At 73.4% G+C, this 23992-nt stretch carries 25 protein-coding genes; 16 read left to right on the forward strand and 9 right to left on the reverse strand.

Annotation, left to right across the window (positions count from 1 at the left end):
• Positions 1-120: 120 nt before the first annotated feature.
• The 5 genes from AB0J10_RS24625 (at position 121) to AB0J10_RS24645 (ending at position 4153) form a co-directional block, all read left to right on the forward strand.
• The gene (locus tag AB0J10_RS24625; protein WP_363064644.1) at positions 121-690 is read left to right on the forward strand and encodes a DUF5134 domain-containing protein; all 570 of its coding nucleotides are present in this window, start codon (positions 121-123) and stop codon (positions 688-690) included.
• 78 nt (positions 691-768) lie between these two features.
• Positions 769-1704, forward strand: a complete 936-nt coding sequence (locus AB0J10_RS24630; protein WP_363064645.1) for a M56 family metallopeptidase — start codon at positions 769-771, stop codon at positions 1702-1704.
• Between the two features lie 120 nt (positions 1705-1824).
• Positions 1825-2526 (forward strand): phosphatase PAP2 family protein, encoded by a 702-nt coding sequence (locus tag AB0J10_RS24635; RefSeq protein ID WP_363064646.1) that lies wholly within the window; start codon positions 1825-1827, stop codon positions 2524-2526.
• Between the two features lie 18 nt (positions 2527-2544).
• Positions 2545-3243 (forward strand): HAD family hydrolase, encoded by a 699-nt coding sequence (locus AB0J10_RS24640; RefSeq protein ID WP_363064647.1) that lies wholly within the window; start codon positions 2545-2547, stop codon positions 3241-3243.
• 253 nt (positions 3244-3496) lie between these two features.
• Positions 3497-4153 carry a helix-turn-helix domain-containing protein gene (locus tag AB0J10_RS24645; RefSeq protein WP_363064648.1) on the forward strand — a complete coding sequence of 219 codons (657 nt, stop codon included), beginning with the start codon at positions 3497-3499 and terminating at the stop codon, positions 4151-4153.
• Positions 4154-4233: 80 nt separating this feature from the next.
• Here AB0J10_RS24645 and AB0J10_RS24650 read toward each other — a convergent pair whose 3' ends face one another.
• On the reverse strand, positions 4234-5745 hold the full coding sequence (locus AB0J10_RS24650) for a hypothetical protein (RefSeq protein WP_363064649.1): 1512 nt from the start codon (positions 5743-5745) through the stop codon (positions 4234-4236).
• A 100-nt stretch (positions 5746-5845) separates the two neighbouring features.
• Between AB0J10_RS24650 and AB0J10_RS24655 the strand changes: the two genes are divergently transcribed.
• Positions 5846-6478 carry a DUF305 domain-containing protein gene (locus AB0J10_RS24655; RefSeq protein WP_363064697.1) on the forward strand — a complete coding sequence of 211 codons (633 nt, stop codon included), beginning with the start codon at positions 5846-5848 and terminating at the stop codon, positions 6476-6478.
• 60 nt (positions 6479-6538) lie between these two features.
• Entirely contained in the window at positions 6539-7915 is a 1377-nt protein-coding gene (locus AB0J10_RS24660) for an FAD-dependent oxidoreductase (RefSeq protein ID WP_363064650.1), read from the forward strand.
• Positions 7916-8062: 147 nt separating this feature from the next.
• On the opposite strand, the gene AB0J10_RS24665 is transcribed toward AB0J10_RS24660, so the two are convergent.
• Together AB0J10_RS24665 and AB0J10_RS24670 are read right to left on the reverse strand one after the other, a co-directional pair.
• Complete coding sequence (locus tag AB0J10_RS24665) at positions 8063-8413, reverse strand: transcriptional regulator (RefSeq protein ID WP_363064651.1); 351 nt, start codon at positions 8411-8413, stop codon at positions 8063-8065.
• Between the two features lie 277 nt (positions 8414-8690).
• Positions 8691-9104, reverse strand: coding sequence for an organic hydroperoxide resistance protein (locus AB0J10_RS24670; protein ID WP_363064652.1), 414 nt, complete (start codon positions 9102-9104; stop codon positions 8691-8693).
• Positions 9105-9223: 119 nt separating this feature from the next.
• Between AB0J10_RS24670 and AB0J10_RS24675 the strand changes: the two genes are divergently transcribed.
• The 6 genes from AB0J10_RS24675 (at position 9224) to AB0J10_RS24700 (ending at position 14968) form a co-directional block, all read left to right on the forward strand.
• A complete protein-coding gene (locus tag AB0J10_RS24675) occupies positions 9224-9724 on the forward strand; it encodes a MarR family transcriptional regulator (protein ID WP_363064653.1) in 501 nt (166 codons plus the stop codon).
• A gap of 145 nt (positions 9725-9869) precedes the next feature.
• Positions 9870-10949 (forward strand): NADH:flavin oxidoreductase/NADH oxidase, encoded by a 1080-nt coding sequence (locus AB0J10_RS24680; protein WP_363064654.1) that lies wholly within the window; start codon positions 9870-9872, stop codon positions 10947-10949.
• A gap of 198 nt (positions 10950-11147) precedes the next feature.
• Positions 11148-12236, forward strand: a complete 1089-nt coding sequence (locus tag AB0J10_RS24685) for an exo-alpha-sialidase (protein ID WP_363064655.1) — start codon at positions 11148-11150, stop codon at positions 12234-12236.
• A 47-nt stretch (positions 12237-12283) separates the two neighbouring features.
• Entirely contained in the window at positions 12284-12946 is a 663-nt protein-coding gene (locus AB0J10_RS24690) for a uracil-DNA glycosylase (RefSeq protein WP_138057892.1), read from the forward strand.
• Positions 12943-13959 carry a BadF/BadG/BcrA/BcrD ATPase family protein gene (locus tag AB0J10_RS24695; RefSeq protein ID WP_363064656.1) on the forward strand — a complete coding sequence of 339 codons (1017 nt, stop codon included), beginning with the start codon at positions 12943-12945 and terminating at the stop codon, positions 13957-13959. The genes AB0J10_RS24690 and AB0J10_RS24695 overlap by 4 nt, the downstream gene beginning before the upstream one ends.
• A gap of 88 nt (positions 13960-14047) precedes the next feature.
• Complete coding sequence (locus AB0J10_RS24700) at positions 14048-14968, forward strand: hypothetical protein (RefSeq protein ID WP_363064657.1); 921 nt, start codon at positions 14048-14050, stop codon at positions 14966-14968.
• 214 nt (positions 14969-15182) lie between these two features.
• On the opposite strand, the gene AB0J10_RS24705 is transcribed toward AB0J10_RS24700, so the two are convergent.
• From AB0J10_RS24705 to AB0J10_RS24715, 3 genes are all read right to left on the reverse strand, one after another.
• Positions 15183-16238, reverse strand: coding sequence for a lactonase family protein (locus AB0J10_RS24705; RefSeq protein ID WP_363064658.1), 1056 nt, complete (start codon positions 16236-16238; stop codon positions 15183-15185).
• Between the two features lie 81 nt (positions 16239-16319).
• Positions 16320-17483: a nitric oxide synthase oxygenase gene (locus AB0J10_RS24710; RefSeq protein WP_363064698.1), complete on the reverse strand. Its 1164-nt coding sequence runs from the start codon at positions 17481-17483 to the stop codon at positions 16320-16322.
• Positions 17484-17917: 434 nt separating this feature from the next.
• Positions 17918-19435, reverse strand: a complete 1518-nt coding sequence (locus AB0J10_RS24715) for an FUSC family protein (protein ID WP_363064659.1) — start codon at positions 19433-19435, stop codon at positions 17918-17920.
• A gap of 1150 nt (positions 19436-20585) precedes the next feature.
• Here AB0J10_RS24715 and AB0J10_RS24720 point away from each other — a divergent pair.
• The 3 genes from AB0J10_RS24720 to AB0J10_RS24730 all read left to right on the forward strand — a co-directional run bounded on the left by AB0J10_RS24720 (position 20586) and on the right by AB0J10_RS24730 (position 22241).
• Positions 20586-20954, forward strand: a complete 369-nt coding sequence (locus tag AB0J10_RS24720; protein WP_363064660.1) for a low affinity iron permease family protein — start codon at positions 20586-20588, stop codon at positions 20952-20954.
• Between the two features lie 76 nt (positions 20955-21030).
• Entirely contained in the window at positions 21031-21513 is a 483-nt protein-coding gene (locus AB0J10_RS24725; RefSeq protein ID WP_363064661.1) for an Lrp/AsnC family transcriptional regulator, read from the forward strand.
• Positions 21514-21548: 35 nt separating this feature from the next.
• Positions 21549-22241 carry an HAD-IA family hydrolase gene (locus AB0J10_RS24730; protein ID WP_363064662.1) on the forward strand — a complete coding sequence of 231 codons (693 nt, stop codon included), beginning with the start codon at positions 21549-21551 and terminating at the stop codon, positions 22239-22241.
• Positions 22242-22815: 574 nt separating this feature from the next.
• Here the strand turns inward: AB0J10_RS24730 and AB0J10_RS24735 are convergent.
• From AB0J10_RS24735 to AB0J10_RS24745, 3 genes are all read right to left on the reverse strand, one after another.
• On the reverse strand, positions 22816-23160 hold the full coding sequence (locus AB0J10_RS24735) for a DUF6247 family protein (protein ID WP_363064663.1): 345 nt from the start codon (positions 23158-23160) through the stop codon (positions 22816-22818).
• Between the two features lie 18 nt (positions 23161-23178).
• Positions 23179-23331: a hypothetical protein gene (locus AB0J10_RS24740; protein WP_363064664.1), complete on the reverse strand. Its 153-nt coding sequence runs from the start codon at positions 23329-23331 to the stop codon at positions 23179-23181.
• Between the two features lie 164 nt (positions 23332-23495).
• Positions 23496-23918 carry a secondary thiamine-phosphate synthase enzyme YjbQ gene (locus AB0J10_RS24745; RefSeq protein ID WP_363064665.1) on the reverse strand — a complete coding sequence of 141 codons (423 nt, stop codon included), beginning with the start codon at positions 23916-23918 and terminating at the stop codon, positions 23496-23498.
• Between the last annotated feature and the right edge of the window lie 74 nt (positions 23919-23992).

Below are 23992 nucleotides of genomic sequence, written 5' to 3' on the forward strand. Positions count from 1 at the left end.
CCGTGCGGCGTACGCCGCCGCGCGGGCCCCCGCGAGCGCCCCGCGTACACCCGTGCGCTCGTATGCGCCCGACCCCCGTGGGGCATGCCCTGCTCGACACGTCGAGCCGGGAGGTGTGCGGTGCACGGAGCGGCGCTGCCGGGCTGGCTGCTCGTGGCACTGTGCGCGGCGTCCGGCACGTACTGCGTCGTGCGGATGCGCTGCTGTGCGGGCCCGGCGCGCAGCGCGGCGACGGACGAGGCGCTGATGGGGTTCGGGATGGCCGCGATGGCCGTGCCGGCTGCCGTGGCGCCGGCTCCGACGTGGGGCTGGCTGCTGTTCGCGGCCCTGTTCGGCACGGTGGGCCTGCGAGCGTTGTGGGCCACTCGGATCTCCCGCGGCGGCGCGCACCATCTGCACCATCTGGTCGGCTCGCTGGCCATGGTGTACATGGCGGTGGCGATGTCCCCGTTCGCGGCGGGCGGCCACGGGGAGCACCGCGGCGCGCCGGGGGCCGGCGGAGTGCCGCTGGTGACGGGGGTGTTGCTCGTCTACTTCACGGTGTTCGTCCTGCGCGCGGGCTCCCGGCTGGTGCCGGTGGCGGCGCCCGCGGGCGGCCCTGTCCCGGCCTGGGGGGCCCGTCCCGAGCTGGCCCTGGCGTGCCGGGTCTCGATGGGCGTCGCCATGCTCGCCATGCTCCTCACCGTCTGAGCGCGGGGGCCGTGGCGTACATCACTTGCCGTGTGAAGCCATACCTGCGAGTAGCGCGCCCCTCATAGTCTGGTGCCCATGATGGTCTCCCTCGCGCTGCTGACGCTCGGCGCACTGGCCGCCGTCGTCGCGCCGCGGCTGATGTCGCGGGCCGACTGGCCGGAGCGCGAGCCGGTGGTGGCGTTGTGGGTGTGGCAGTGCGTGGTCGCGGCGGTACTGCTGAGCTTCGGACTCTCCATGACGATCAGCGCGGCCGCCGCCTGGCAGGCGGTGCGGGGGCCGGTCTTCGCACCCGCACCGAGCGCGGTCGTCGAGGCGTACGCCCTGGGCGCGGGCGGGCCGTGGTCGGCGGTACTGGCCGTCGCGCTGGCGTGCGGGGGCCTGTGGACCGGGGCGATGCTCACCCGGGAGATCCACCGGGCGCACGCGCGACGCAAGCGGCGCAGGGCCGAACTCCTCGTGCGCGCCCCCCTGTTGCCCGGAGAGGACCCGGGGGACGATCCGCTGGTGGTGCTGGAGGGCGAACGCCCCGACGCGTGGTGGTTGCCCGGCGCCGCGCCCCAGCTGGTCATCACCACGGCCGCCCTGCGACGGCTGAAAGGCCGTCAGCTCGACGCGGTGCTGGCTCATGAGCAGGGGCACGCCAGGGCGCGCCACGACTGGCTGCTGCACTGCTCGGCGGCGCTCGCCAACGGCTTTCCCCAGGTCCCGGTCTTCGCCGCGTTCCGCGACGAGATGCACCGGCTGGTCGAGTTGGCCGCGGACGACGTGGCCTCGCGCCGGTTCGGACGGCTGACGATCGCCCTCGCGCTGGTCGAGCTGAACGAACACCGCGGGGTCTTCGGTCCCTGCCCGGCTCCCGACGCCCAGCTGCACCAGCGGGTGAACCGCCTGCTGGCTCCGGTGCCCCGGCTCACCGCGGGCAGGCGGCTGCGGCTGACCGCCGCCGCGGTCCTGGTGCCCGTCGTCCCCCTGCTGGTGGCGTTCGTACCGGGTCTGAGCGCTCTGAACTGACCAGCGCCTTGACCCGAGGGTTCGCCGGGAGGGCCGCGGCGCCCGGTGCGCTGTGCCGCGACCCGGTGAACCTGACCGGTCGGGGCAGTAGCAGGGCGGATCGGGGGCAGGATCCCTCCCATGCGTCCCCCCACCCCCACCTCCACCCCCCTCCCACGCACCCCCACCCCGGAGCGGGGCACTCCGGTCCCAGGGGCGCGCACCGCCTCGCTGACCGCCGTGGTCACCGTGCTGCTGCTGGTGACGGTTGCCGTGGGCTGGGAGCCGCTGGTGTCGGCCGACCGTACGGTCGCCGTCGCGCTCCACGAGTCCGCGCTGGCGGAGCCGGGATTCACCCGTGCGAACCGGATCCTCAGCGACTGGGTGTGGGACCCGTGGACGATGCGCGCCCTGGTGGTCGCGGTGGTCCTCGGCCTGCTGTGGCGCGGCGAGCGTCTGCCGGCCCTGTGGGTCGCGGCGGCGAGCCTGCTGGGCTCGGCGGTGCAGCAGCTCCTCAAGGTCCTGGTCGGGCGGCAGCGCCCGGTCTGGTCGGAACCCGTGGACTACGCCCACTACGCCGCCTTCCCGTCCGGCCACGCGATGACGGCGACCGTCACCTGCGGGCTGCTCCTCTGGCTGCTGGCGCGGACGGGGGCCGGTCCGGGGCTGCGGCGGACGGCTGCCCTGCTCGCGGCGGTCTCGGTGCTGGGCGTGGGCTTCACCAGGCTCTATCTGGGGGTGCACTGGCTCACGGACGTGCTGGCCGGATGGCTGCTCGGGATCTGTGTGGTCGCCGTGGCGGTCGGATCGTACGAACGGCTGGCCTTGAACCGGGAGCCCTGACGCCGGGAGGATCACCCCATGGCGATCAAAGGCGTGCTCTTCGATTTCTCAGGAACGCTCTTCCGGATCGAATCCGTCACCTCCTGGCTGCGGGCCGCCCTCGACGAGACGGGGATCTCCGTCGGCGAGGACGCGTTCGAGCGGTACGCGCGCGAGCTGGAGGCGGCCGGGGCGCTGCCCGGAGGCTCCACCCCCGAGCTGGTCCCCGAGGCGCTGGCCGACCTGTGGTGGACGCGCGACCGGGACGCACAGCGGCACAGGGACGCCTACGTGGGCCTCGCCCGCCGGGTGGAGCTCCCCGACCCCCGGCTCTACGACGCGCTCTACGAGCGGCACAAGGCCCCGTCCGCGTGGCGGCCGTACCCGGACGCGGAGGAGGTGCTCGGGGAGCTGCGGCGCCTGGGCACGGGCGTCGCGGTGGTCAGCAACATCGGCTGGGACCCGCGACCGGTGTTCCGGGCGCACGGGCTGGACGGCTACGTGGACGCGTACGTGCTGTCGTACCGGCACGGGGTGCAGAAGCCGGACGCCCGGCTGTTCCGGGCCGGCTGCGAGGCGCTCGGGGAGGATCCCCGCGACGTCCTGATGGTCGGCGACGACCGAAGCGCGGACGGCGGGGCGGCACTGCTGGGCTGCGCCGTGCACTTCGTGGACCATCTGCCGGTCGAGGAGCGGCCCGAGGGCCTGCGTCCGGTACTCGGACTCGTGGGTGCGTGAACCGGAACGCCGTGGGCGGAGCACCGGTGGGCGACCGTGGCAATGGGGCACACAAGAACGGACAACGGAGACACAAGCCGCAGGCCGCGGCTCCCGGGGTCCGTGAGCGGATCCAGGGCGGAACGGATCGGACCGGGCGATCCCCCGCGTCGCCCGGTCCGACCGGTCACCCCCGTTGACCAGGCACACGAGCGCCTCGCCACGGGTCGCGCTGAGTATATTGGCTCAGAGCCAGTCAACGCAGGAGTTAAGCATGTCCCCGCGGAGCGCATCGGTCAATGAAGAGCTCCGTCGGCGTTCCCGGGAGCGTCTGCTCCAGGCGACCGTGGACCTGGTCGGGGAGCGGGGGTACGAGGCGACCACGCTCGGGGACATCGCCGACCGGGCCGGTTCGGCCCGCGGGCTGGTCTCGTACTACTTCGCCGGCAAGCGCCAGCTGTTCCAGTCGGCCGTGCACCGGCTGATGCACCTCACGCTGGAGGAGGCGCTGGAGCGCGAGCCCCGCACCCTCGACGGGCGGGAGCGACTGGCCCGGGCGATCGACGCGATCCTGGGCCTCGCCGTGGACCGGCCGGTGCTGATGCGCGCGCACATGGCGGGCATCCTGCAGGCCGACGGGTTCGTCCAGTGCCCCGAGCAGCAGCGCCTGGCCCTCCTGCTGCGCGACGCGGTGCGACGGTACGGGTCCCCGGACGTGGACGCCGACTACCCGCTGCTGCGCGCGCTGCTGATGGGCGCGGTCTTCGCGGTGGCACTGCCCGGTGCGCCGATGCCGCGCGCACGGCTGCGCGCGGAGCTGTTCCAGCGGTACGGGCTGGACTGGGAGCTCGGCTTCCCGCCCGGCGGTGAGCCGCCCGGCGGGGCGTCGCACCGTGATTCGGACCGGACCGCCGGCGGGGCGGCCCGGTAAGGGCCGACCCGGAGGACCCGGCGCGGCCGCACCGGGAAGGCGCGGTGCCGCCCCGGCGGGCGGCACCGCGACGGCGCGGATCAGTGGGCGTGGCGGTCGAAGTAGTCCGGCTGGGTCTGCACGTTGAGCTCGTGCATCCGGACGCGCTTGGCCGCGTCGGTACGACGGTCCTCGAGCTTCAGCACGTCGAAGCCCTTGGCGATGTCGTTCGAGTAGATGTGGCCGTTGTAGTAGTACGCCGACCAGGAGCCGCCCGTGGTGACGCGGTCGGTGGAGAGCGGGCCGCGCTCGAAGTAGGCGATCTCGCGCGGCTTGGCGGAGTTCGTGAACTCCCACACCGACACGCCGCCCTGGTACCAGGCCTGGACCATGATGTCGCGGCCCTTCACCGGGATCAGCGAGCCGTTGTGCGCCACGCAGTTCTCGGTGGCGGCCTGGTGCCGGTCGATCTTGAAGTAGCTGCGGAAGACCAGTTTGCGCTTGTCGCCCCTGCCGACGATGTCGTAGATGCCGTCGGCCCCGCGGTTCGGGCCGATCTCCGCGTTGCAGGTCGCGCCCCCGCCGCCGCCGAGCTCGTCGGTGAAGACCACCTTGTCGGCGTCCTGGTTGAACGTCGCCGAGTGCCAGAACGCGAAGTTGACGTTGTCCTGGACCTGGTCGATGACCTTCGGGCGCTCGGGGTTGCGGATGTCGAACAGGATGCCGTCACCCATGCACGCGCCGGCCGCGAGGTCCTCGCCCGGCAGCACCGTGATGTCGTGGCAGCCGGTCGTCTTGGAGACGCCCGGGTTGGTGGGCGCACCGGGGTTGCCGCCGCCGTCCGGACCCTCGCCCGGGAACAGCACCGGGAAGCCGACGACCGCGGACTTCTCCGGGGCGTTCCGCGGCACCTTGATGACGGAGATGCCGTCGTGCGGCGGCTGGCAGTCCGGGAAGGCCGCGTTCGGCGAGTACGACGACACGTACACGTACACGTTGCGCCGCTCGGGCACGAGGGTGTGGGTGTGCGAGCCGCACGCGGTCTCGACGGCCGCCACGTACTTCGGATTGCGCTTGTCGCTGATGTCGAAGACCTTGAGGCCCTCCCACGAGGACTTCTCCGTGGCCGGCTGACTGGTGCTGGCACAGGAGTCGTCGCTCCGCGAGGAGTCGGTGGAGAGGAAGAGCAGGTCCCCGGAGACCGAGATGTCGTTCTGGGAGCCCGGGCACAGGACCTGGGCGACGGTCTTCGGGGCGCGCGGGTCGGATATGTCGAAGACGCGGAAGCCGTCGTAGTTGCCGGCGAACGCGTACCTGCCCTGGAAGGCGAGGTCGGAGTTGGTGCCCGGGAGGGCGTCCTTCGGGATGTTCGCGAGATGGCGGATGTTGTCGCTGTGGACGACCTCGTCCACCGCGGGAATCTCGCCACTGTTCGTCAGGGCCCTCGCGGCTGCCGCCTGTTCGGACGAGACCTTCCTCTCGGCCGGGACGTCTCCGGGGTCCGGTGTGGCGGCGGCGGGTCCGGCCGTCAGCAGAGTGGCCAGCAGCCCTGCCGCGGCTGTCGCCACGCCCAGGCGTCTGCGCCGCACGCGGGTGGTGTGCAACGGGGTCACCGTTTTCCTCCCCTAGTTCCATTCCGTGCTTGAACCATGCACTGACCCCGGCAGTATCGTCCTCGGCATGCCCATATCAACAGATGGCAACAGGGACGTAATGAAAGTCGTCGCGGCCGTCACCGTGGCCGTACTCGCCCTGGGAGCCTGCGAGTCGGGGTCCGACGGCGGCGCGAGGGCCGGGGGCGAGCGCGGCGGGGTGGTCGTGGCCCCGGGGAAGCCGGGCGAGCCCGCGAGGACGCTCTCCCCCGAGGAGGCCGCGAAGGAGCTGCCGGACGACAGCCCGAACGCCGCGGACGTCGCGTACGTCCGGATGATGATCGTCCATCACGCCCAGGCGCTGGAGATGACGGCGCTCGTACCCGAGCGGGCCGCGGGCACCCCGGTGAAGCGTCTCGCCGATCGCATCCGGGCCGCACAGGAGCCCGAGATCGGTGCGATGCGGGGCTGGCTGAGAACGCACGCCGAGGGAGAGACGACGGACGGTCACGGTGCCCATGACCACGGCGCGATGCCGGGCATGGCCACCGAGGAACAGCTGGCGCGACTGCGCGCAGCCGACGGCAGGGCCTTCGACGAGCTGTTCCTCAAGCTGATGATCACTCACCACCAGGGCGCACTGACGATGGGAGCGAGCGTGCTGTCCGAGGGGAGCAACGTCCAGGTGGAGGAAATGGCCAATGATGTGATCGCGCAGCAGACGGCCGAGATCAACCGTATGCGCACGATGTGAGACTTACCGTGCGGCCTGCCCGGTGCAATGCTGGAAGCACCCTGCGGAAGGAGCGCAGCCGTGCTTCGAGTCGCCGTCGTCGGATCCGGGCCGAGCGGGGTGTACACCGCTCAGGCCCTCGTCCAGCAGTCCCTCGTGCCGGACGTCCGTGTGGACGTCCTGGACCGGCTCCCGTGCCCCTACGGGCTGGTGCGGTACGGCGTCGCGCCCGACCACGAGAAGATCAAGTCCCTGCAGAACACCCTGCGGACGGTCCTGGAGGACGAGCGGATCGGATTCGTCGGCAACGTCGAGGTGGGCACGCACGGCCTGACGCCCGCGCGTCTGCTGCGGCTCTACCACGCGGTCGTGTACTGCGTCGGGGCCGCGAAGGACCGAAGGCTGGGGGTGCCCGGCGAGGACCTGCCCGGGAGCTGTTCGGCCACCGACTTCGTGTCCTGGTACAGCGCCCACCCGGACGCCGCGGGCAGCGGATTCGCCCTCGGCGCCCGGTCGGCGGTGGTCATCGGGGTGGGCAACGTCGCAGTCGACGTCACCCGGATCCTCGCGCGCGGAGCGGCGGAGCTGCTGCCGACCGACGTGCCGCGGGACGCACTGGGCGCGCTGGCCGGCAGCCGGGTGCGGGAGGTGCACATGGTGGGCAGACGCGGCCCGTCGCAGGCGAAGTTCACCACCAAGGAGCTGCGCGAGCTGGGCGCGCTGCCGGACGCGGCCGTGGGCGTCGAGCCCGCCGACCTCGCCCTGGACCCCGGTTACGCCGACGCGACGGGGCTGCCGGCGGTCAACCGGCGCAACGTCGACGTGGTGCGCGGCTGGGCGACGGCCGGCGAGGGCGCCTCGCGCGCCCGGGCGCGGAGCATCCGGCTGCGCTTCTTCCTGCGTCCCGTGGAACTGCTCGCCGAGGGCGGACGGGTCGCCGCAGTGCGCTTCGAGCGGACCGTGCCGGACGGCACGGGCGGGGTGCGCGGCACGGACACGTACGAGGAGATCGAGGCGCAGCTGGTGCTGCGGGCGGTCGGTTACCGCGGAGCACCGCTGGACGGGCTGCCGTTCGACGCCGCCCGGGGCACGGTGCCGCACGAGGCCGGGCGGGTCCTGCGGGACGGCTCGCCGTCGCCGGGCGAGTACGTGGCGGGCTGGATCAAACGGGGCCCCACCGGCGTGATCGGCACGAACAGGCCCTGTGCGAAGGAGACGGTGGCCTCGGTCCTCGAGGACGCGCCCGCGCTGTCGGCCCGCCAGCTCCCGGACGAACCGCTGGACGTACTGCGCGATGCGGGGCTGCGCCCGGTGGAGTGGCCGGGCTGGCTGGCGATCGAGGAGGCCGAGACGGTACTGGGCCGGTCGCTGGGGCGTCGCTCGGTGAAGATCGCCGACTGGGACGGGCTGCTGGACGCGGCCGGTGTCGGCATGGCTCCGCGGCTCCCGGCGGCTTGACGCGGTACGGCGGCCGACGGGATCGGGTCGCCCGAACCGGACGGGGCGGGGGCGCCCGCTCTTGCGCCGGAGCGAGCGGGCGCCCCCGCCGGTGCCGCGGTCACGGTGGTCGCGTGGCGAGCGGGGCCGACGGGCAGCGGGACGCGGTCAGCCGGTGCCGAGACGGGCCGCTTCGCCGGCGGCGGCGGTGAGGACGCTGTCGAGGAGGCCCGGGAACAGCGCGTCCAGGTCGTCGCGGCGCAGCCCGTTCATCTTCGCCGTGCCCCGGTACACCTGCCGGATCACGCCGCACTCCCGCAAGACGCGGAAGTGGTGGGTCGAGGTGGACTTGGTCACGGGGAGATCGAAGTACGAGCAGGACAGCTCGGACTCGGCGGTCGCCAGCTCGCGCACCACCCGTAGCCGCACCGGGTCGGAGAGCGCCTGGAGCACGCCCTCGAGCCGGATCTCGTCGCGCGTGGGATGGGCGAGCTGGCGGGGGCCGGCGGCGGTGGTCACGGGAGCTCCACTTCGGTTCGGGGCTCCCATCGTACGAAATTCGTCGTAGTTCACCGAGGGTGCGGCGGGCCGGACGGGCCGCCGCACCGCCGAGCACGCCGACCCCGCGCCGTGGCGGCTCGTTCCCCCGACCGGCGGCGCGGGCGGCACGATCGGCCTCCCGGGGCGTGGGTGCCCGCCCACCGGACCCGACCACCGGCGGGGCCCCGCCGGTGCCCGCCCCCGCCGGGACGCCACGGCGGTTCCCGTCGGCCCCGCCGCCCACCGGACCTGCCGACTACTCGACGATCAGCTCGACGGGGATGTTGCCGCGGGTGGCCCTGGAGTACGGGCAGACCTGGTGCGCCTGCTTGACCAGCAGCTCGCCGGTCTCGCCCTCGAGTGCGGCCGGCAGTTCGACGCGCAGGACCACGGCCAACCCGAAGCCGCCGTCCTCGTCCTTGCCTATGCCCACCTCGGCCGTCACCGAGATGTCGCCGGTGTCGACCTTCGCCTGACGGCCGACGAGGCCGAGCGCGCTGGCGAAGCAGGCCGCGTACCCCGCCGCGAAGAGCTGCTCCGGATTGGTGCCCTCGCCGCTGCCGCCCAGGGCGGCGGGAGCGGCGAGCGGCAGGTCCAGCCGGCCGTCGGAGCTGACGGCACGCCCCTCGCGGCCGTTCGCGGTGGCGACAGCGGTGTACAGCGCGTTCATGGAGAACCATCCCTTGGTCGTCGGAGCCGGACCCCTGGGGCGGTCCGGACAGCCATCACTAGAGCACACAATTCAGTTGTGCACAACTCAATGGCTCGCGAGGCAGGTACCCTGGACCCATGAAGACGACACCGGATGCCGCGCCGGACCCGGAGATCCTCCGCCTGGACCGCCAGATCTGCTTCTCGCTGCACGCGGCCTCACGGGCCTTCAACGGCGTCTACCGGGCGATCCTGAAGGACCTCGGCCTCACCTACCCCCAGTACCTGGTGATGCTGGTGCTCTGGGAGCACGGCGAGCTGCCGGTGAAGACGATCGGCACCCGCCTGCGACTGGACTCCGGCACGCTCTCGCCACTGCTCAAGCGCCTGGAGGCGCTCGGCTTCGTGGAGCGCCGGCGCAGCACCGAGGACGAGCGCTCGGTCACCGTGCGACCGACGACCGCGGGTGCCGACCTGCGGGAGCAGGCCGCTCTGGTACCCCGCAGGATCGCCGCGGCCACCGGGCTCTCCCTGGAGGAGATCGGCGACCTGCAGGAGCGCCTGTCGATGCTGACCGCCAAGCTCGACGGGGCCGATCTGGACCTCGACCCGCTCCGCGACTGCACGGGAGCGGACTGACCGACTCCACGACCGGCACCCCCTCGCGGCGGTCATGTGCGGCCGGGCCGACTCTTGTACGAGAGTCATCGTAGTTTGACAATCACCGTACTACGAAGGCTATCGTACGAGCATCATCTTCGCCCCGCCGTGAATGGAGTCCGCCGTGAGCGCACTGTTCGAGCCGTACACCCTGCGGTCCGTGACGATCCCGAACCGCGTGTGGATGGCACCGATGTGCCAGTACAGCGCCGAGGCCACGGGACCGGACGCGGGCGTCCCCACCGACTGGCACTTCGCCCACTACGCCGCCCGGGCCGCCGGAGGCACCGGACTGATCCTCGTCGAGGCCACCGCGGTGGCCCCCGAGGGCCGGATCACCCCGCACGACCTGGGGATCTGGAACGACACCCAGACCGACGCCTTCCGCAGGATCACCCGCTTCCTCAGGGAACAGGGCACCGTCCCCGGCATCCAGCTCGCGCACGCCGGACGCAAGGCCTCCACGGACCGGCCCTGGAAGGGCGGCGGGCCGGTGGGCCCGGACTCCGGCGGCTGGCAGCCGGTCGCACCCAGTCCGGTCCCGTTCGACGAGGGGTACCCGGTGCCCGACGAACTGACCACGGATCAGATCGCGGACGTCCCGGCCCGGTTCGCGGAGGCAGCCCGCCGGGCGCTGGACGCGGGCTTCGAGGTGGTCGAGGTGCACGGTGCCCACGGCTACCTCATCGGCGAGTTCCTCTCCCCGCACAGCAACCACCGCACCGACGCGTACGGCGGCTCGTTCGAGAACCGCACCCGGTTCGCGCTCGAGGTCGTCGACGCCGTACGGGCGGTGTGGCCGCAGGAGCTCCCGCTGTTCTTCCGGATCTCCGCGACCGACTGGCTCGAGGAGAACGGCTGGACCGCCGACGACACCGTGCGCTTCGCCGCGCTGCTCAGGGAGCACGGCGTGGACCTGCTCGACGTCTCCTCGGGCGGGAACGCCGCCCGGGTCCGCATCCCGGTCGGCCCCGGCTACCAGGTGCCGTTCGCCGCCCGGGTCAGGAGCGAGACGGCGCTGCCCGTGGCGGCCGTCGGTCTGATCACCGACCCGGAACAGGCCGAGAAGGTCCTCGCGAACGGCGAGGCCGATGCCGTGCTGCTCGGCCGGGAACTGCTGCGCAGCCCCTCGTGGGCGCGGCTCGCCGCACACGAACTGGGCGGGACGGTCCGGATCCCGGACCAGTACCACCGCTCGGTCTGAGCCCGTGGGGCCCGCCCGGCCCGGAGCCGCGCGGGCCCCACGGGCCGGGCCCGGAGGCGGGCCGGTCCGCGCACGGATGCGCACCGCGCCGGGCACGGCCGGGCCGACCTGCGGGAAGGCCCCGTCCGGGGGCCGTTGTCAGTGGGTGGGTGCAGACTGGCTCCCGTTCGCGACAACGGCGTCCTGGAGGTGTCGGCGATGACCGACGTTCTGCTGGCGGTAGGCACGCGCAAGGGGCTCTTCCTGGGGCACGGGAGAGACGGCCGGTGGGAGTTCGACGGCCCCCACTTCAACGCCCAGGCCGTGTACTCGATCGGGATCGACACACGCCGCGGGGCCGTGCCGCGGCTGCTGGTCGGCGGGGACAGCGCCCACTGGGGCCCCTCGGTGTTCCACTCCGACGACCTGGGCGCGACATGGACGGAACCGGCCAAGCCCGCGGTGAGGTTCCCCAAGGACACCGGAGCCTCCCTGGAGCGGGTCTGGCAGCTCCATCCGGCGGGCCCCTCGGCCCCGGACGTGGTGTACGCGGGGACGGAGCCGGCGGCGCTGTTCCGCTCGGAGGACGCAGGGGAGACGTTCGAGCTCGTCCGGCCGCTCTGGGAGCACCCCACCCGCTCGAAATGGGTTCCCGGCGGCGGCGGCGAGGCCGTGCACACCGTGGTCACCGACGACAGGGACCCCCGCCGGGTGACCGTCGCGGTCTCCACGGCGGGGGTGTTCCGCACCCAGGACGGAGGCGCCGCCTGGAACCCGTCCAACGAGGGGGTGTCGGCGGTCTTCCTGCCCGATCCGAACCCGGAGTTCGGGCAGTGCGTCCACAAGATCGCCCAGGACGCCGGCGATCCCGACCGGCTCTACCTCCAGAACCACTGGGGGGTGTACCGGAGCGACGACGGAGGCACCCGGTGGACGGACATCGGCGCGGGACTCCCGTCGGACTTCGGCTTCTCCGTCGTCGCCCATCCGCACCGCCCCGGCGTCGCCTATGTCTTCCCGATCAACGCCGACGCGGACCGGGTCCCGGCCGAGCGGCGCTGCCGGGTCTACCGCACGACCGACGCGGGCGCGACGTGGGAGCCGCTGTCGCACGGGCTGCCCGAGGGGGACCACTACGGCACCGTGCTGCGCGACGCGATGTGCACCGACGGCGCCGACCCCGCCGGGGTCTACTTCGGCAATCGGAACGGCGAGGTGTACGCGAGCGCGGACGACGGGGACAGCTGGCGGCAGCTGGCCTCCCATCTGCCGGACGTGCTGTGTGTCCGGGCCGCGACGGTCGGTTGAGGAGGCGCCCCGCGCGGCCAGTAGAGTGACGCCTCGTGGCACGACCGTTGAAAGAGATCGTCGATTCGGGGTGGGCGGACGCCCTGGACCCCGTGGCCGAACGCATCGCCGCGATGGGCGACTTCCTCCGCGCGGAGATCGCCGCGGGGCGGACGTACCTGCCGGCGGGCGCGCATGTGCTGCGCGCCTTCCAGCAGCCGTTCGACGAGGTGCGCGTCCTGATCGTCGGCCAGGATCCCTATCCGACGCCCGGGCACGCAGTGGGGCTGAGCTTCTCCGTGGCACCCGAAGTACGGCCGCTGCCGGCCAGTCTGGAGAACATCTTCCGGGAGATGCACACGGACCTCGGGCTGCCCCGGCCGTCGAACGGCGATCTGACGCCGTGGACCCGGCAGGGCGTGCTGCTGCTCAACAGGGCGCTGACCACCGCGCCCCGCAGGTCGGCCGCACATCGGGGCAAGGGCTGGGAAGAGGTGACCGAGCAGGCCATCCGCGCACTCGTCGCACGCGGCAAGCCGCTCGTGTCCGTGCTCTGGGGCCGCGATGCCCGCAATCTGCGGCCCCTGCTCGGCGACCTCCCTGCGGTCGAGTCGTCCCACCCCTCCCCGAAGTCGGCCGACTACGGCTTCTTCGGCTCCCGGCCGTTCAGCAGGGTGAACGACCTGCTCGTCCGTCAGGGTGCGCAGCCGGTGGACTGGCGGCTGCCATGACCGGGGGCGGCGCGGGCGGTTGGGTCCTCGGGGCCGACTCCGGGGGCTCCGGCCTGCGCGTCGCCCTCGCCCCGGCCGCCGACCCGCCGTCGGCGCTGACCGCCGCGTCCCGGGAGCCCGTCCGTACCGGCGCCGCCGGGATCGAAGCCGCCCATCTGCTGGAGCAGTTGCTGCCGATGGCCCGCGAGCTTCTGCTGCGGGCCGGGGCCGAGGCCCCCGTCGCCGTCGCGGTCGGGGCGGCCGGAATGGCGACTCTCGGGGACGAACTGCGGGCCGTACTGCCCGGTGCGCTCTCGCGCGAGCTGGGGGTGCCTCAGGTCGCGCTCGCCGCCGACGCCGTCACGGCCTACGTGGGCGCCCTCGGCCAGCGCCCCGGAGTGGTCGTCGCCGCCGGCACGGGCCTGATCGCGACCGGCACGGACCTCGCCGGCTGGCGCCGTGCCGACGGCTGGGGCCATCTGCTCGGTGACTGCGGTTCGGGCGCCTGGATCGGCCGGGCGGGGCTGGAGGCCGCGCTGCGGGCCCACGACGGGCGTGCGGGGGGCTCCCCGGCACTGCTGGAACGGCTCGAGGCCGTCTTCGGGCCGGCGGCGGGGCTGCCGGGGCTGCTGTACCCGCGCACCGACCGGCCGGCCGTGCTGGCCTCGTTCGCACCCGAGGTCGCCCGCTGCGCGCCGGACGACTCGGTCGCCGCGCGGATCCTTGCCGACGCGGCGGACCACATCGCGGCGGCGGCCGCCGCCGTCTGTCCGCCCCCAGCGGGGGATGACTGTCAAGTCGCCCTCACGGGCGGGCTGTTCAGGATGGGCGATCCGCTCCTCGCCCCGGTGCGGGATGCTCTCGCCCGGCAACTTCCTTACGCCCGGCCGGTGTCGGCGGCGGGCGATCCGCTCGCCGGTTCGCTGACCGTAGCCGCCGCGCTGGCCTGCGGCACGCTGAGGTTGCCGCAGGATCCGCACCTGCTCACCCTCACAACCACCCTTGACGGACAGACCTGGACAGGCACCTGTTAACGAACTCATCGGGTAAACACGGACAGACGGTACTCGACCGACCCCTCCCTGAGCAGGCACGACGACGAAACCAGTAGCATGCGGCGCCATGAGCTCCCCCACTGGGCCCGCATCCGGCCTCCCTGTACGAATGCCGCGACCCCGCCAGCCCGGGCGGCACCGCCGCCCGGAGCCCGTGGTGGCACCCGAGGGCGCGCCGACCCTCGTTCTCGCCGTGCCCGGCACCCCCTCGTCCGCGATACGCAGCCTCGCCGAGGAAGTCGTCAGCATCGCCCGTTCCGAGCTGCCCGGCCTCGAGGCCGCGATCGGTTACATCGACGGCGACGACGCCGAGTACCCCACGCTGGGGAGCGTGCTGACCCATTCCGCCGCGCTGCGCGCCGAGCGCTACGAACTGGCGAAGGCGGCCGGCCGCGAGGTCGCCGAGCCCGAGGGCCCGGCCTCCGTCGTGGTGCCGCTGCTCGCGGGCCCGGACAGCGCCCTGGTCCGCCGGATCCGCCAGGCCGTCATGGACAGCAAGTCAACCGCGGAGCTGACGGACGTCCTCGGCCCGCACCCGCTGCTCGCCGAGGCCCTGCACGTGCGACTGTCCGAGGCGGGTCTGGCCCGTGCGGACCGGGCGCGCCTGTTCACGGTAGCCACCGCGGCCGACGGCATCGTCCTGGCCACGGTCGGCGGCGACGAGGCGGTGCAGGCCGCCGGCATCACCGGAATGCTGCTGGCCGCGCGGCTCGCCGTGCCGGTCATGGCTGCCGCCCTGGACCGGGAGGGCGCGATCGCGGCGACGGCCGAGGAACTGCGCGTCTCCGGCTCCTCCCAGCTCGCGCTGGCCCCGCACCTGGTCGGTCCCGAGGTGCCCGAGGGCCTGCTCGAGGCCGCCGCCGCCGAGGCGGGGTGCTCCGCCGCGGAGCCGCTGGGCGCCTACCCCGCGATCGGCAAGCTGGTGCTGTCGCAGTACACGACCACGCTGGGCATCACGCCCCAGCCGCAGGGCGTCCAGTCGCGCTGACAGGTCGCCGCTCCGCACGGACGAAGGGCCCGCGTCGACGCGGGCCCTTCGTGTGTGCCCGTCGCGGGTACGGACCCCGGGTGAACCGGCACTCGCGAGTACGGGGCCGCCTCTGGTCCCGGCCTCATTGCGGCGTACGAGGACTTCCGTACACGGGCTCTCGGGGCTCGCGCGTCCTGCGTGCCTTGCGTCAGGCCCGGAGGGGCCGCAGGGCTCAGGCGAAGACCACGCAGGACGCAGCCGGGACGGCGAGCGAACCCGTCCGGTGCGGCACACCGGTCCCGGCGTCGATGTCGAACCAGGTGACGTCACCGGAGCGCTCGTTGGCCGCGTACAGCCGGGTGCCGGTGGGTCCGAGCACCAGATCGCGCGGCCAGTGGCCGCCGCAGGGCACGGTCGTGACGTGCTCCGGCTCGTCCCCGCCGGCGCCGAGCCGGAGCACGGCGATGGAGTCGTGTCCCCGGTTGGCGGCCCAAAGGAAGCGTCCGCCGCGGGAAACGGCCAGGGCCGAGGCATGGCTGGGCGGGTCGTACCCGTCGGGGAGCACGCACGCCTCGCCGAGCGGTTCCAGCGTGCCCCGGCGCGCGTCCCAGCGGCACACGGTGAGCGCGGGACGCAGCTCGCCCAGCACGTACACGTGCTCCCCGGCGGGATGGAAGGCGAGATGGCGGGGGCCCGTGCCCGGTGGCAGCGCGGTCTCGGAGTGGAGCACCGGCGCAGCCCCGCCCGCCGGATCGAGCGCACACACCCGGACCGAGTCGGTGCCCAGGTCGACGGTGAGCACCCACCGCCCGGTGGGATCGGGGAGCACCTGGTGGGCGTGCGGTTCGCGCTGCCGCTCCGGGTGCGGTCCCCGGCCCTGGTGACGCAGGACGCCGACAGCTGGTCCGGGCAGGCCACCGGGGCCGAGTGGGAGACTGCTGACGCTGCCCGAGCCGTAGTTGGCGGTCAGCAGCAGGCCGGGGACGAGGGACAGATGGGTCGGTGCCGAGCCGTTCACCGGTACCGGCGCCCCGAGCGGGCGGGGCGGCCCCCCGCCACGGACGTCGAAGGCGGCGACCGCCCCTTCCTCGGTCTCGGAGACCGCGTAGAGCACGGGCCCGCTCTCCCCCTTGCCCACCGCCAGGTACGACGGGTCGGCGACTGCGTCGGTCGCCGCGGTCTCCGTCAGGGCACCGGTCGCCGGGTCGACGGCGGCCGTGACGATCCCCCGGCCGCCCGCCGAGGTGAACGACCCGATGAACGCCCGTAGCGCGTTCCCGTGCTCCACTGGGGCCTCCCCTGGTGCCGCGCCGTCCGGCGCTACCGCCAGCCGGCCGTGTGCCCTTCCCGACCGACGGTAGCAGGCGGTCTAGACCAGGCCGGGCCCATGTACGGCCTCCGGTGCAGGCTCCTCGCCCCGGGCCCGGGCGAGCGCCTCCGGGTGGTGGACGAACAGGGGGCGTGCCTGCATCGTGTCGTAGGTGCGGTGGAAGACGGCGGTCGCGGCGCCGGAGATCGGCGGCACGATCCAGGACCAGTCGGCCCCCACCCGGCGTCCCCGGCCGGCTTCCTGTTCCAGGTGGGCGAGGAAGCGGCGCGACTCCGTGTGGTGGTCGGTGATGGTCACGCCGGCCCGGTCGAACGAGTGCAGCACGGCACGGTTGAGTTCGACCAGCGCGCGGTCCTTCCAGAGGGTGCGGTCGGTGGAGGTGTCGAGGCCCAGCCGCGCGGCGACGACCGGCAGCAGGGCGTAGCGGTCGGTGTCGGCGAGGTTGCGGGCACCGATCTCCGTGCCCATGTACCAGCCGTTGAACGGGGCGGCGGGATAGCAGATGCCGCCGATCTCCAGGCACATGTTGGAGATGGCGGGTACCGCGTGCCAGCGCAGCCCCAGCGACGCGAACCAGTCGTCCTCCGGGTGGCGCAAGGGGACCTCGTGCACGGCATCGTTCGGCAGTGCGAACCAGCGGGGCTTGTCGTCGCTGCCCTGGACCACCAGCGGCAGTACGTCGAACTGCGTACCGGGACCACCCGGCCACCCGAGGCCCGTGGCGTACGCGGTGAGCCCGGCGTTGCGCGGATCGCCGGTGACCCGGCCGCCGCCGTCGGCGTAGCCCGCGTACCGCACCAGTTGCTCGTTCCAGATGCGAGGACCGGGGCGGCCGGGGGCGTCGGGTGCGAAGACCGTGATGACCGGCCGGATCCGGCCACCGTTCGTCGCCTCGCGCAGATGGGCGGCTGCCTGCGCGGCGATGGTGTCGGCGTCGCGCACGTCGCGGCGGTCACGGACGCGCAGGGAACGCCAGTAGAGGCGGCCGATGCAGCGGTTGCTGTTGCGCCAGGCCACGCGTGCCCCGTGGGCGAGTTCGTCCGCGGTGTGACGGTAGGTACCGGTAGCGTCTATCTCGGCGCGCACGGCGGCTATCCGGGCTGTCGGGTCGCCCGCCCCGCGTTCCTCCCGGTGGTAGAGCCGCAGGAACTCCTCCGCCTCCTTGCGCAGTTGTGCGAGGTCGGCGACCGGTGCGGGCCGCACCGGGGCCGTTCCGGCGGGCCCGGAGTGGCCGACCGGGCACTGCCCCGGCGGAGGAGCGGGCTCCGCCCTGGCGAGCTGCGCTCCGGCCGGTTGGGGATCCGACGGGCGGGACTTGCGGACGGCGGCTCTACGAAGGAACTTCCGCATGGTGCGCACCCCGGTGTGTGAAGGCGATGTGGATGCCGCCCGATCTACCCCGAACCTGGCCTGATCCACCCTGTAAATGCCAGATGAACGTGCCCGGTTGGGAGCCGCCACCCGGCGCACGGGGTCCCCGCGGACGCGCGTGCGTCCGGACGCGCGCCGGTGGGCGCCGTCGGCCGGTGCACCCGGGACCGCGCCCCGCCGCCGCGGGGCGGTGCACCGAGCGGGAGCCCAGCGGGTCGCGGGAGCGGCCGGAACACCGAAGGCACAGGGCGGGACCGCGCGTGGTGTCAGACGGTGAGGAGCGGCGCCCGCGGGGACGTGCGCAGCGGTGTCGCGAGTCCGGCGAGGGCGCGCTCCAGGCCATGGAGATGCGTGAGCGCGGCCTCCACACCCGGGTCCTGGTGCGCGCCCCCGCCGACGCCCGCGGGGGCCGGGGCGTGGCCGGGCTCGGCGTCCGACTCCAGTGCGTGCACCGCGGCCTCGACCCGCCAGCAGGCCGCGGCGAGCCGGGCGTCGTGGGAGGCGTACGGGTCCGCCGCGACGGCGGCCAGCCCGCGCACCTCGCGGGCGCAGTCGTCCAGCAGTACGAGGACCTGCCGGGCCCGGGCCTTGCGGGCGCGCAGCGGGCTGAAGGGGTGGACCAGTGGCGCCAGGGACATCCGCACCCGGGCGAGGAGCTGCTCCAGTTCTGCGGCGTGCGGCGCCGGGTCGGCGGTCTCGTCCCCCGCGAGCCTGCGCATCGCGACGGTGGTGCACTCGTGCACGCACCGCACGGTCAGCCGGATCCAGGCGTTGGTCGCCGAGTGGGTCGTGACGGGCAGCACGAACGCCAGCGCCAGCGCCGCGCCCAGGGCGCCGACCGCCGTCTCGGCGAGACGCAGAGCGAGCAGGGCTGGTCCCAGGGCTCCGAGCAGTCCGTACAGCAGCGACACGAGCACGGTCACCGCGAACATCATCCAGCTGTACGAGACCGGGGCGCTGTAGAAGATCCCGAAGACGCACACCAGGGCCAGCACGGCCGTCGGCAGCAGCGCGCCCTGGACGGGCATGGCGACGGCCAGCCCGGCGGCCACACCCAGCACGGTGCCGAGGACCCTGCGGAAGCCCCTGACGAGCGTCTCGCCGCGCGCGTTGGTGTTGACGAAGATCCACCAGGCGGCGCCGACGGCCCAGTACCAGCGCTCGTCGGAGAGCAGCTGTCCGGCGGCGAGGGCGAACGCCCCGGCCACGGTCACCTGGACGGCCTGCCGGGTGGTCGTCCGGCCGAGCCCCGTTCCTGCCGGAAGCACGGGGGCCGCGGACGGCGGCACCCGCCGCTCGAAGCACCAGGCGCCGAACCGGACGGCGGAGGCCGCGAGGACCGCGAGGACCACGGAGGAGTACAGCTCGGGGATCTGCGGCGGCACCGTGCGCAGGAACTGCGTCACGAAGAAGGTCATGAACGCGAAGACACCGAGGGCGTGCCCGCGCGGGCCCCAGCGCCGTGCGTAGACCGCGGCGCCGGCCACGGCCACGAAGGCGACGTCGCGGGCGCCGGGGGTGGCGTGCAGACCGGCCGCGAGGGCGAGCACCGGAAGACCCACCACGGGCAGCAGGGCGGTGGTGACGGCCTGGTCGCGGACCCGCGGGTCGGTGACCGTGAAGAGAGCGAGGAGCGCGGCGAGCCCCCCGGTGATGACCGCGGTGAGCGTGTGGCCCGTCAGCGCGCACACGGCCACCGCCAAGCCGATGCCGAGGACGGCCCGCGTGGCGCTGCGCAGCCGCAGCAGCCCCGGGTCCGGAGCCACGAACACCCTCTTCAGCACTTCTTCCCGCCCTTTCGACGTACCGGCATGAAAAAGGCGCCGCGGAGTCCGCAGCGCCATCGACAGGTATATGAGAGCATCCCTTGCCCCACTGGCTCAAGCCGGCCCAGAACCTATGGGCCATTGGCCAGGTATCGGACGGCGAAGCGCCCTAGCGGGGGAGCCATCGGACCAGTCAGGTGCGCCCGGGCCGCCGCCGGACCCACCTGCGGTGAGGAACCCCGCCGCGCGTCGCCTCGCGGCCCGGCCACGTGCTCTCCGCCACACTCCTGCCCCCTAGCCGCGGCGACGGCCTCGCACTGGCGCCGCGCGAAAGCGGGCGGGCGTCGGGGAACGGTCCCTGCCGGCGCAGGCAGGGAGCGAAGAAGATCCGCACCCCGGTCCGGACGGCCCTCGGCTCCCGGAGCGGTTCGGCGGCGTCGCCGTCCGCCCCGCTCAGGTTCCGTCCCGCGCCGCGTTGCACCGGGGATCCCGTCAGGCATGCCCGGCGGGAATCGCGGCAACCCGGGAACCGACCCGTCGGCGGACCTCGCCCGCGGGAGCGCCCACCGGTCCTCCCCGGCCGCGCCGCCGCCCGATTGCGGGGGCCCGGTGGGCATGCGCACGGTGTACGGAACCGACCGGGCCGGTGCCGGATCCCGCACCGGCCCGGCGGCGACGAACGCCCGTGGCAGCCCGGCGGTCGGCAACGCCACGGGAACGAAGGGAAGCGTGATTCGATGACCGGAGCCACGGGTGGAACGGTCGGACGGGCCGTACGGCGGGCGAGTGGGCGCAAGGGGCGGAACGGGGTCGACCACGACGCCACGCCGTTCCTCACCGGTCGGCGCGCACGGCCGACCGGGCAGCGGAAGGCCACCGCCGGGAGCCGCGGGCACCCGCTGTTCCGGGACGCGACACGGACCCGGTCCGCGGGGAGGGCGCCGCTCGGTTCGTCCTTCCGGGGCTCCGCCCGATGCGGCGCACCGCAGCCGCGGCCGGTCCCGGGCGAGGACGGCGGAACGGTCCCGGACGTCCGTGGCCGGGTGGCGACGATCCGCCCTTCGGCCGCACTGCGTGCGAACGACCTGGACGAGGCGCACCAAGGGCCGGTGGCGGCCCCCCGGGTCGCGGCCGATGCGCTCGGCGGCCCGGAAGGAGGCAGCGGGCGATGACGACGCAGCATCCCGCCGACCGCGGCGGGCCCAGGCCGGGAAGGTTCGACCGGCTCGCGGAGAGGGCCTCGAACTTCACCAGCTCACCGGCCTTCTTCGGACTCTGTCTGCTGGTGGTCGCCGGCGTGGTCGCGGTGCACTTCGCGGACGTCTCCCTGAAGTGGAAGATCTTCGCCGGGGAGTGCATGACGGCTGTCACCCTGATGCTTCTGGCGCTGCTGAAGAACTCGGAGCTGCGCAGCGAGCGTGCGCTCCAGCGGAAGCTGGACGCCATCGCCGCCGCGCTGCTCGAATCCCAGGAGGGCGAGCCGGGCAGGGCGCACGAGGACCTCAAAGCCGCCATCCGGCTGGAGGAGGAGACCTGAGGAGGGCCGGACCGTACGACTGTGCCATTGGTACAGTCGCGGAGGGGAACGACGCGCTGCAGGGAGGCCGACGGCCATGGCGGTGGACGAACTCGACACCCGCATCCTGCGGCTGATGATCGAGCAGCCGCGCACCAGCGTGCGCGAGTACGCGCGCGTCCTCGGTATCGCGCGCGGAACCCTCCAGGCAAGGATCGACCGTCTCGAACGCAACGGTGTGATCACGGGCACGGGCCCGGTGCTGTCCGCCGCCGCGCTCGGTCATCCGGTGCTGGCATTCGTCCACATCGAGGTCACTCAGGGGCATCTGGACGACGTGGGCGACGCGCTGGCCGAGGTGCCGGAGATCGTCGAGGCGTTCTCCATCACGGGCGGCGGAGACCTGCTGACCAGGGTGGTGGCCCGGGACAACGGCCATCTGGAGGACGTGATCCAGCGCCTCATCAATCTGCCGGGCGTCGTCCGCACACGGACGGAGATGGCACTGCGGGAACGGGTGCCGCACCGGATGCTGCCGTTGGTCGAGTCGGTCGGCCGACGCACCCGCATGGTGCGCTGACCCCGGCCCGGACGGCAGGTTGGCATCCTGGGAGCATGAGCACTGCGCACACTTCGGTCATTTTCGATCTCGACGGAACGCTGGTGGACAGCGAACCGAACTACTACGAAGCGGGCCGGCGCGTCCTCGCCGAGTACGGCGTCACGGACTTCACATGGGAGCACCACACCCGCTTCATCGGAATCGGCACCCGCGAGACCCTGGAGCGGCTGAACGAGGAGTACGCGCTCGAGGCGTCCATCGATGATCTGCTGGCCGGCAAGAACCGCGCCTATCTGGAGCTCGCCCGTACGGGCATACATGTCCACCCGGAAATGCGGAAGCTCGTGGAGTTGCTCGACGCGGCGGGCGTACCCATGGCCGTGGCCTCCGGTTCCTCCCGCGCCGCCATCGAGGCGGTGCTCGCCGGTACCGGTCTCGACGCGTTCCTCACCACACTCGTCTCCGCCGAGGAGGTCGCGCACGGGAAACCGAGTCCCGACGTGTTCCTGGAGGCCGCGCACCGGCTGGGCACGGAACCGGCTCGCTGCGTGGTCCTGGAGGACGCCCCACCCGGGGCCGCGGCGGCGCACGCAGCCGGTATGCGCTGCATCGCCGTCCCCTACCTGCCGGACACCGCCACGGACGAGGCCTTCCGCACCGCCGGGCTGATCTTTCCGGGCGGACAGGCGGAGTTCACGGCACAGGCGGCGTACGACTGGATCGAGCGGTCGGCCCCGGCCCTGTGACGCCGTGGCGCCCGCCGAGTACGGCAGCGGCGGGCGTGACAGGCCGGTGGCCGCGCGGAGCACCCGGACAGCGGACGAGACCGGCACGGTGACCGTGGCGGCGCACCCTCACGAGGGACCGGGCCGGCCCGGGCGCCACATCCCAACGGCGGCAGGCGCCGGGGGCGTTGGTGCGGGGCAGCGACGCTCGTCGGCCATGCTGCTTCGATCCCCCAAGGAAAGACGGACTGTTCGCACCAACCGCCCTCCCGAACATGGAAGACTCCGCGAAACGGGCTTGGCGTCACCAACATGCCCTCTGCCGACTCTCGATTCGTACCAACGAGCACTCGGTCGGAGGCAAACCAGCTCGCCGGCTCGGACGCTGCGTCGGGACAGTCGTGGCGCCGGCGTACCGAGGCGCCCTGCCCTGCGACCGAGGCGTGCGGCCGCGGTCGGCGGCGCTCAGGGCACACGCTGCCTGGCCGGCGTCCGGGCGCCAGGTCTTGCCGTGCGGGCGTGACGGGTCTCTCACACTTCGCGCACCACCAGTCCATGGAAGGCGTCGACCAGCACCGGCGCCGGCACTGGTCACTCACGCGGCGACGGCCTCGGCGAGGAGCGAAGCCAGCTCACTCGCGGCGGCGCGGCGCTCGGCGCGATCGTCCGACTCGCTGACGATGCGCTCGCACTCACGGAAGCGGGCCAGGCGCCGCGGGAAGCGGGCGACTCCGACCCATGACCACCAGTGCTCGACGAAAGCACGGGGCGGCGAGAGGGTGTACTCATCGCGGGCCTGGCGCATCGCCTCATCCCACTGCTGATCAAACGTGGCGAGGACAGTCGGGTCGAGGCGCCCGACGGCAACGCGGAGCGCGGCCGGGGTCTTCTCGGGCATGGGGATGCGAGGGCCAGTGGACTCCGCGGCACGCTCGGTCACAGCGGACTCCGTAAGGTCTCAGGCGGCGGAGTGGAGCAGGGACGGGGTAACGGCGCCCGCGGCTTCCTCGCGCGGCTCGGTCTGCTGCCGGGCGCGCGGCGCGGCATCGAGACCAGCCGAGACGCGTCCGGCAACGGTCTCGCGCAACAGCAGTTCACAAAGGACGCTCATGGACTGGATACCCTCCAGCGCTCGACGCTCGTCGGCGTGGGCCCACGCGGCGTCTCCGATGGCGGCGAGATGCCCACTCCGAGCACGCCCGGACTGTCAGTTGGTGGGGCCGCAGATCCGGCCTACGGTGCCGTAATACCGAGGAACGACACCCGCACCCGCCGCTACCCGAGGAACGACAGCCGCACCTGACGCTCCGGATTATCTCTGTTGGTGTCGACCAGACAGATCGACTGCCAGGTGCCGAGTTCCAGCCTCCCTCCGACGACGGGCAGGGTGGCGTGAGGCGGCACCAGCGCGGGCAGGACGTGGTCCCGGCCGTGGCCCGGGCTGCCGTGGCGGTGCTGGTAGCGGTCGTCGGCGGGAAGCAGTACGTGCAGCGCGGACAGCAGGTCGTTGTCACTGCCCGCGCCGGTCTCGATCAGCGCGATGCCCGCGGTGGCGTGGGGCACGAACACGTTGAGCAGGCCGTCGCGGCCGTCGGCGGCCTCGGCGAGGAACTTCTCGCACGCGCCGGTCAGATCGGTCACGGCCTCCGCCGTGCCGGTGGTGAGGTCGAGGACTCGGGTGGTGAAGGCTTGGGGCATGGTCCCATCCTCCCGCCCGCGCCGCAGGATCGCGCGTCCGCGTGGAGCCGCCTTCGACCGCCGGTGGCACGGGG

This window comes from Streptomyces sp. NPDC049887, assembly GCF_040656535.1.
In the GTDB taxonomy this organism is placed as follows: domain Bacteria; phylum Actinomycetota; class Actinomycetes; order Streptomycetales; family Streptomycetaceae; genus Streptomyces.

What these genes read in the sequence shown, in the direction of transcription:
- AB0J10_RS24630 (WP_363064645.1), top strand. Translation starts at nt 769, where the DNA reads ATGATGGTCTCCCTCGCGCTGCTGACGCTCGGCGCACTGGCCGCCGTC.
- AB0J10_RS24635 (WP_363064646.1), top strand. Translation starts at nt 1,825, where the DNA reads ATGCGTCCCCCCACCCCCACCTCCACCCCCCTCCCACGCACCCCCACC.
- AB0J10_RS24640 (WP_363064647.1), top strand. Translation starts at nt 2,545, where the DNA reads ATGGCGATCAAAGGCGTGCTCTTCGATTTCTCAGGAACGCTCTTCCGG.
- AB0J10_RS24645 (WP_363064648.1), top strand. Translation starts at nt 3,497, where the DNA reads ATGTCCCCGCGGAGCGCATCGGTCAATGAAGAGCTCCGTCGGCGTTCC.
- AB0J10_RS24655 (WP_363064697.1), top strand. Translation starts at nt 5,846, where the DNA reads ATGAAAGTCGTCGCGGCCGTCACCGTGGCCGTACTCGCCCTGGGAGCC.
- AB0J10_RS24670 (WP_363064652.1), bottom strand. Translation starts at nt 9,104, where the DNA reads ATGAACGCGCTGTACACCGCTGTCGCCACCGCGAACGGCCGCGAGGGG.
- AB0J10_RS24675 (WP_363064653.1), top strand. Translation starts at nt 9,224, where the DNA reads ATGAAGACGACACCGGATGCCGCGCCGGACCCGGAGATCCTCCGCCTG.
- AB0J10_RS24685 (WP_363064655.1), top strand. Translation starts at nt 11,148, where the DNA reads ATGACCGACGTTCTGCTGGCGGTAGGCACGCGCAAGGGGCTCTTCCTG.
- AB0J10_RS24695 (WP_363064656.1), top strand. Translation starts at nt 12,943, where the DNA reads ATGACCGGGGGCGGCGCGGGCGGTTGGGTCCTCGGGGCCGACTCCGGG.
- AB0J10_RS24700 (WP_363064657.1), top strand. Translation starts at nt 14,048, where the DNA reads ATGAGCTCCCCCACTGGGCCCGCATCCGGCCTCCCTGTACGAATGCCG.
- AB0J10_RS24720 (WP_363064660.1), top strand. Translation starts at nt 20,586, where the DNA reads ATGACGACGCAGCATCCCGCCGACCGCGGCGGGCCCAGGCCGGGAAGG.
- AB0J10_RS24725 (WP_363064661.1), top strand. Translation starts at nt 21,031, where the DNA reads ATGGCGGTGGACGAACTCGACACCCGCATCCTGCGGCTGATGATCGAG.
- AB0J10_RS24730 (WP_363064662.1), top strand. Translation starts at nt 21,549, where the DNA reads ATGAGCACTGCGCACACTTCGGTCATTTTCGATCTCGACGGAACGCTG.
- AB0J10_RS24740 (WP_363064664.1), bottom strand. Translation starts at nt 23,331, where the DNA reads ATGAGCGTCCTTTGTGAACTGCTGTTGCGCGAGACCGTTGCCGGACGC.
- AB0J10_RS24745 (WP_363064665.1), bottom strand. Translation starts at nt 23,918, where the DNA reads ATGCCCCAAGCCTTCACCACCCGAGTCCTCGACCTCACCACCGGCACG.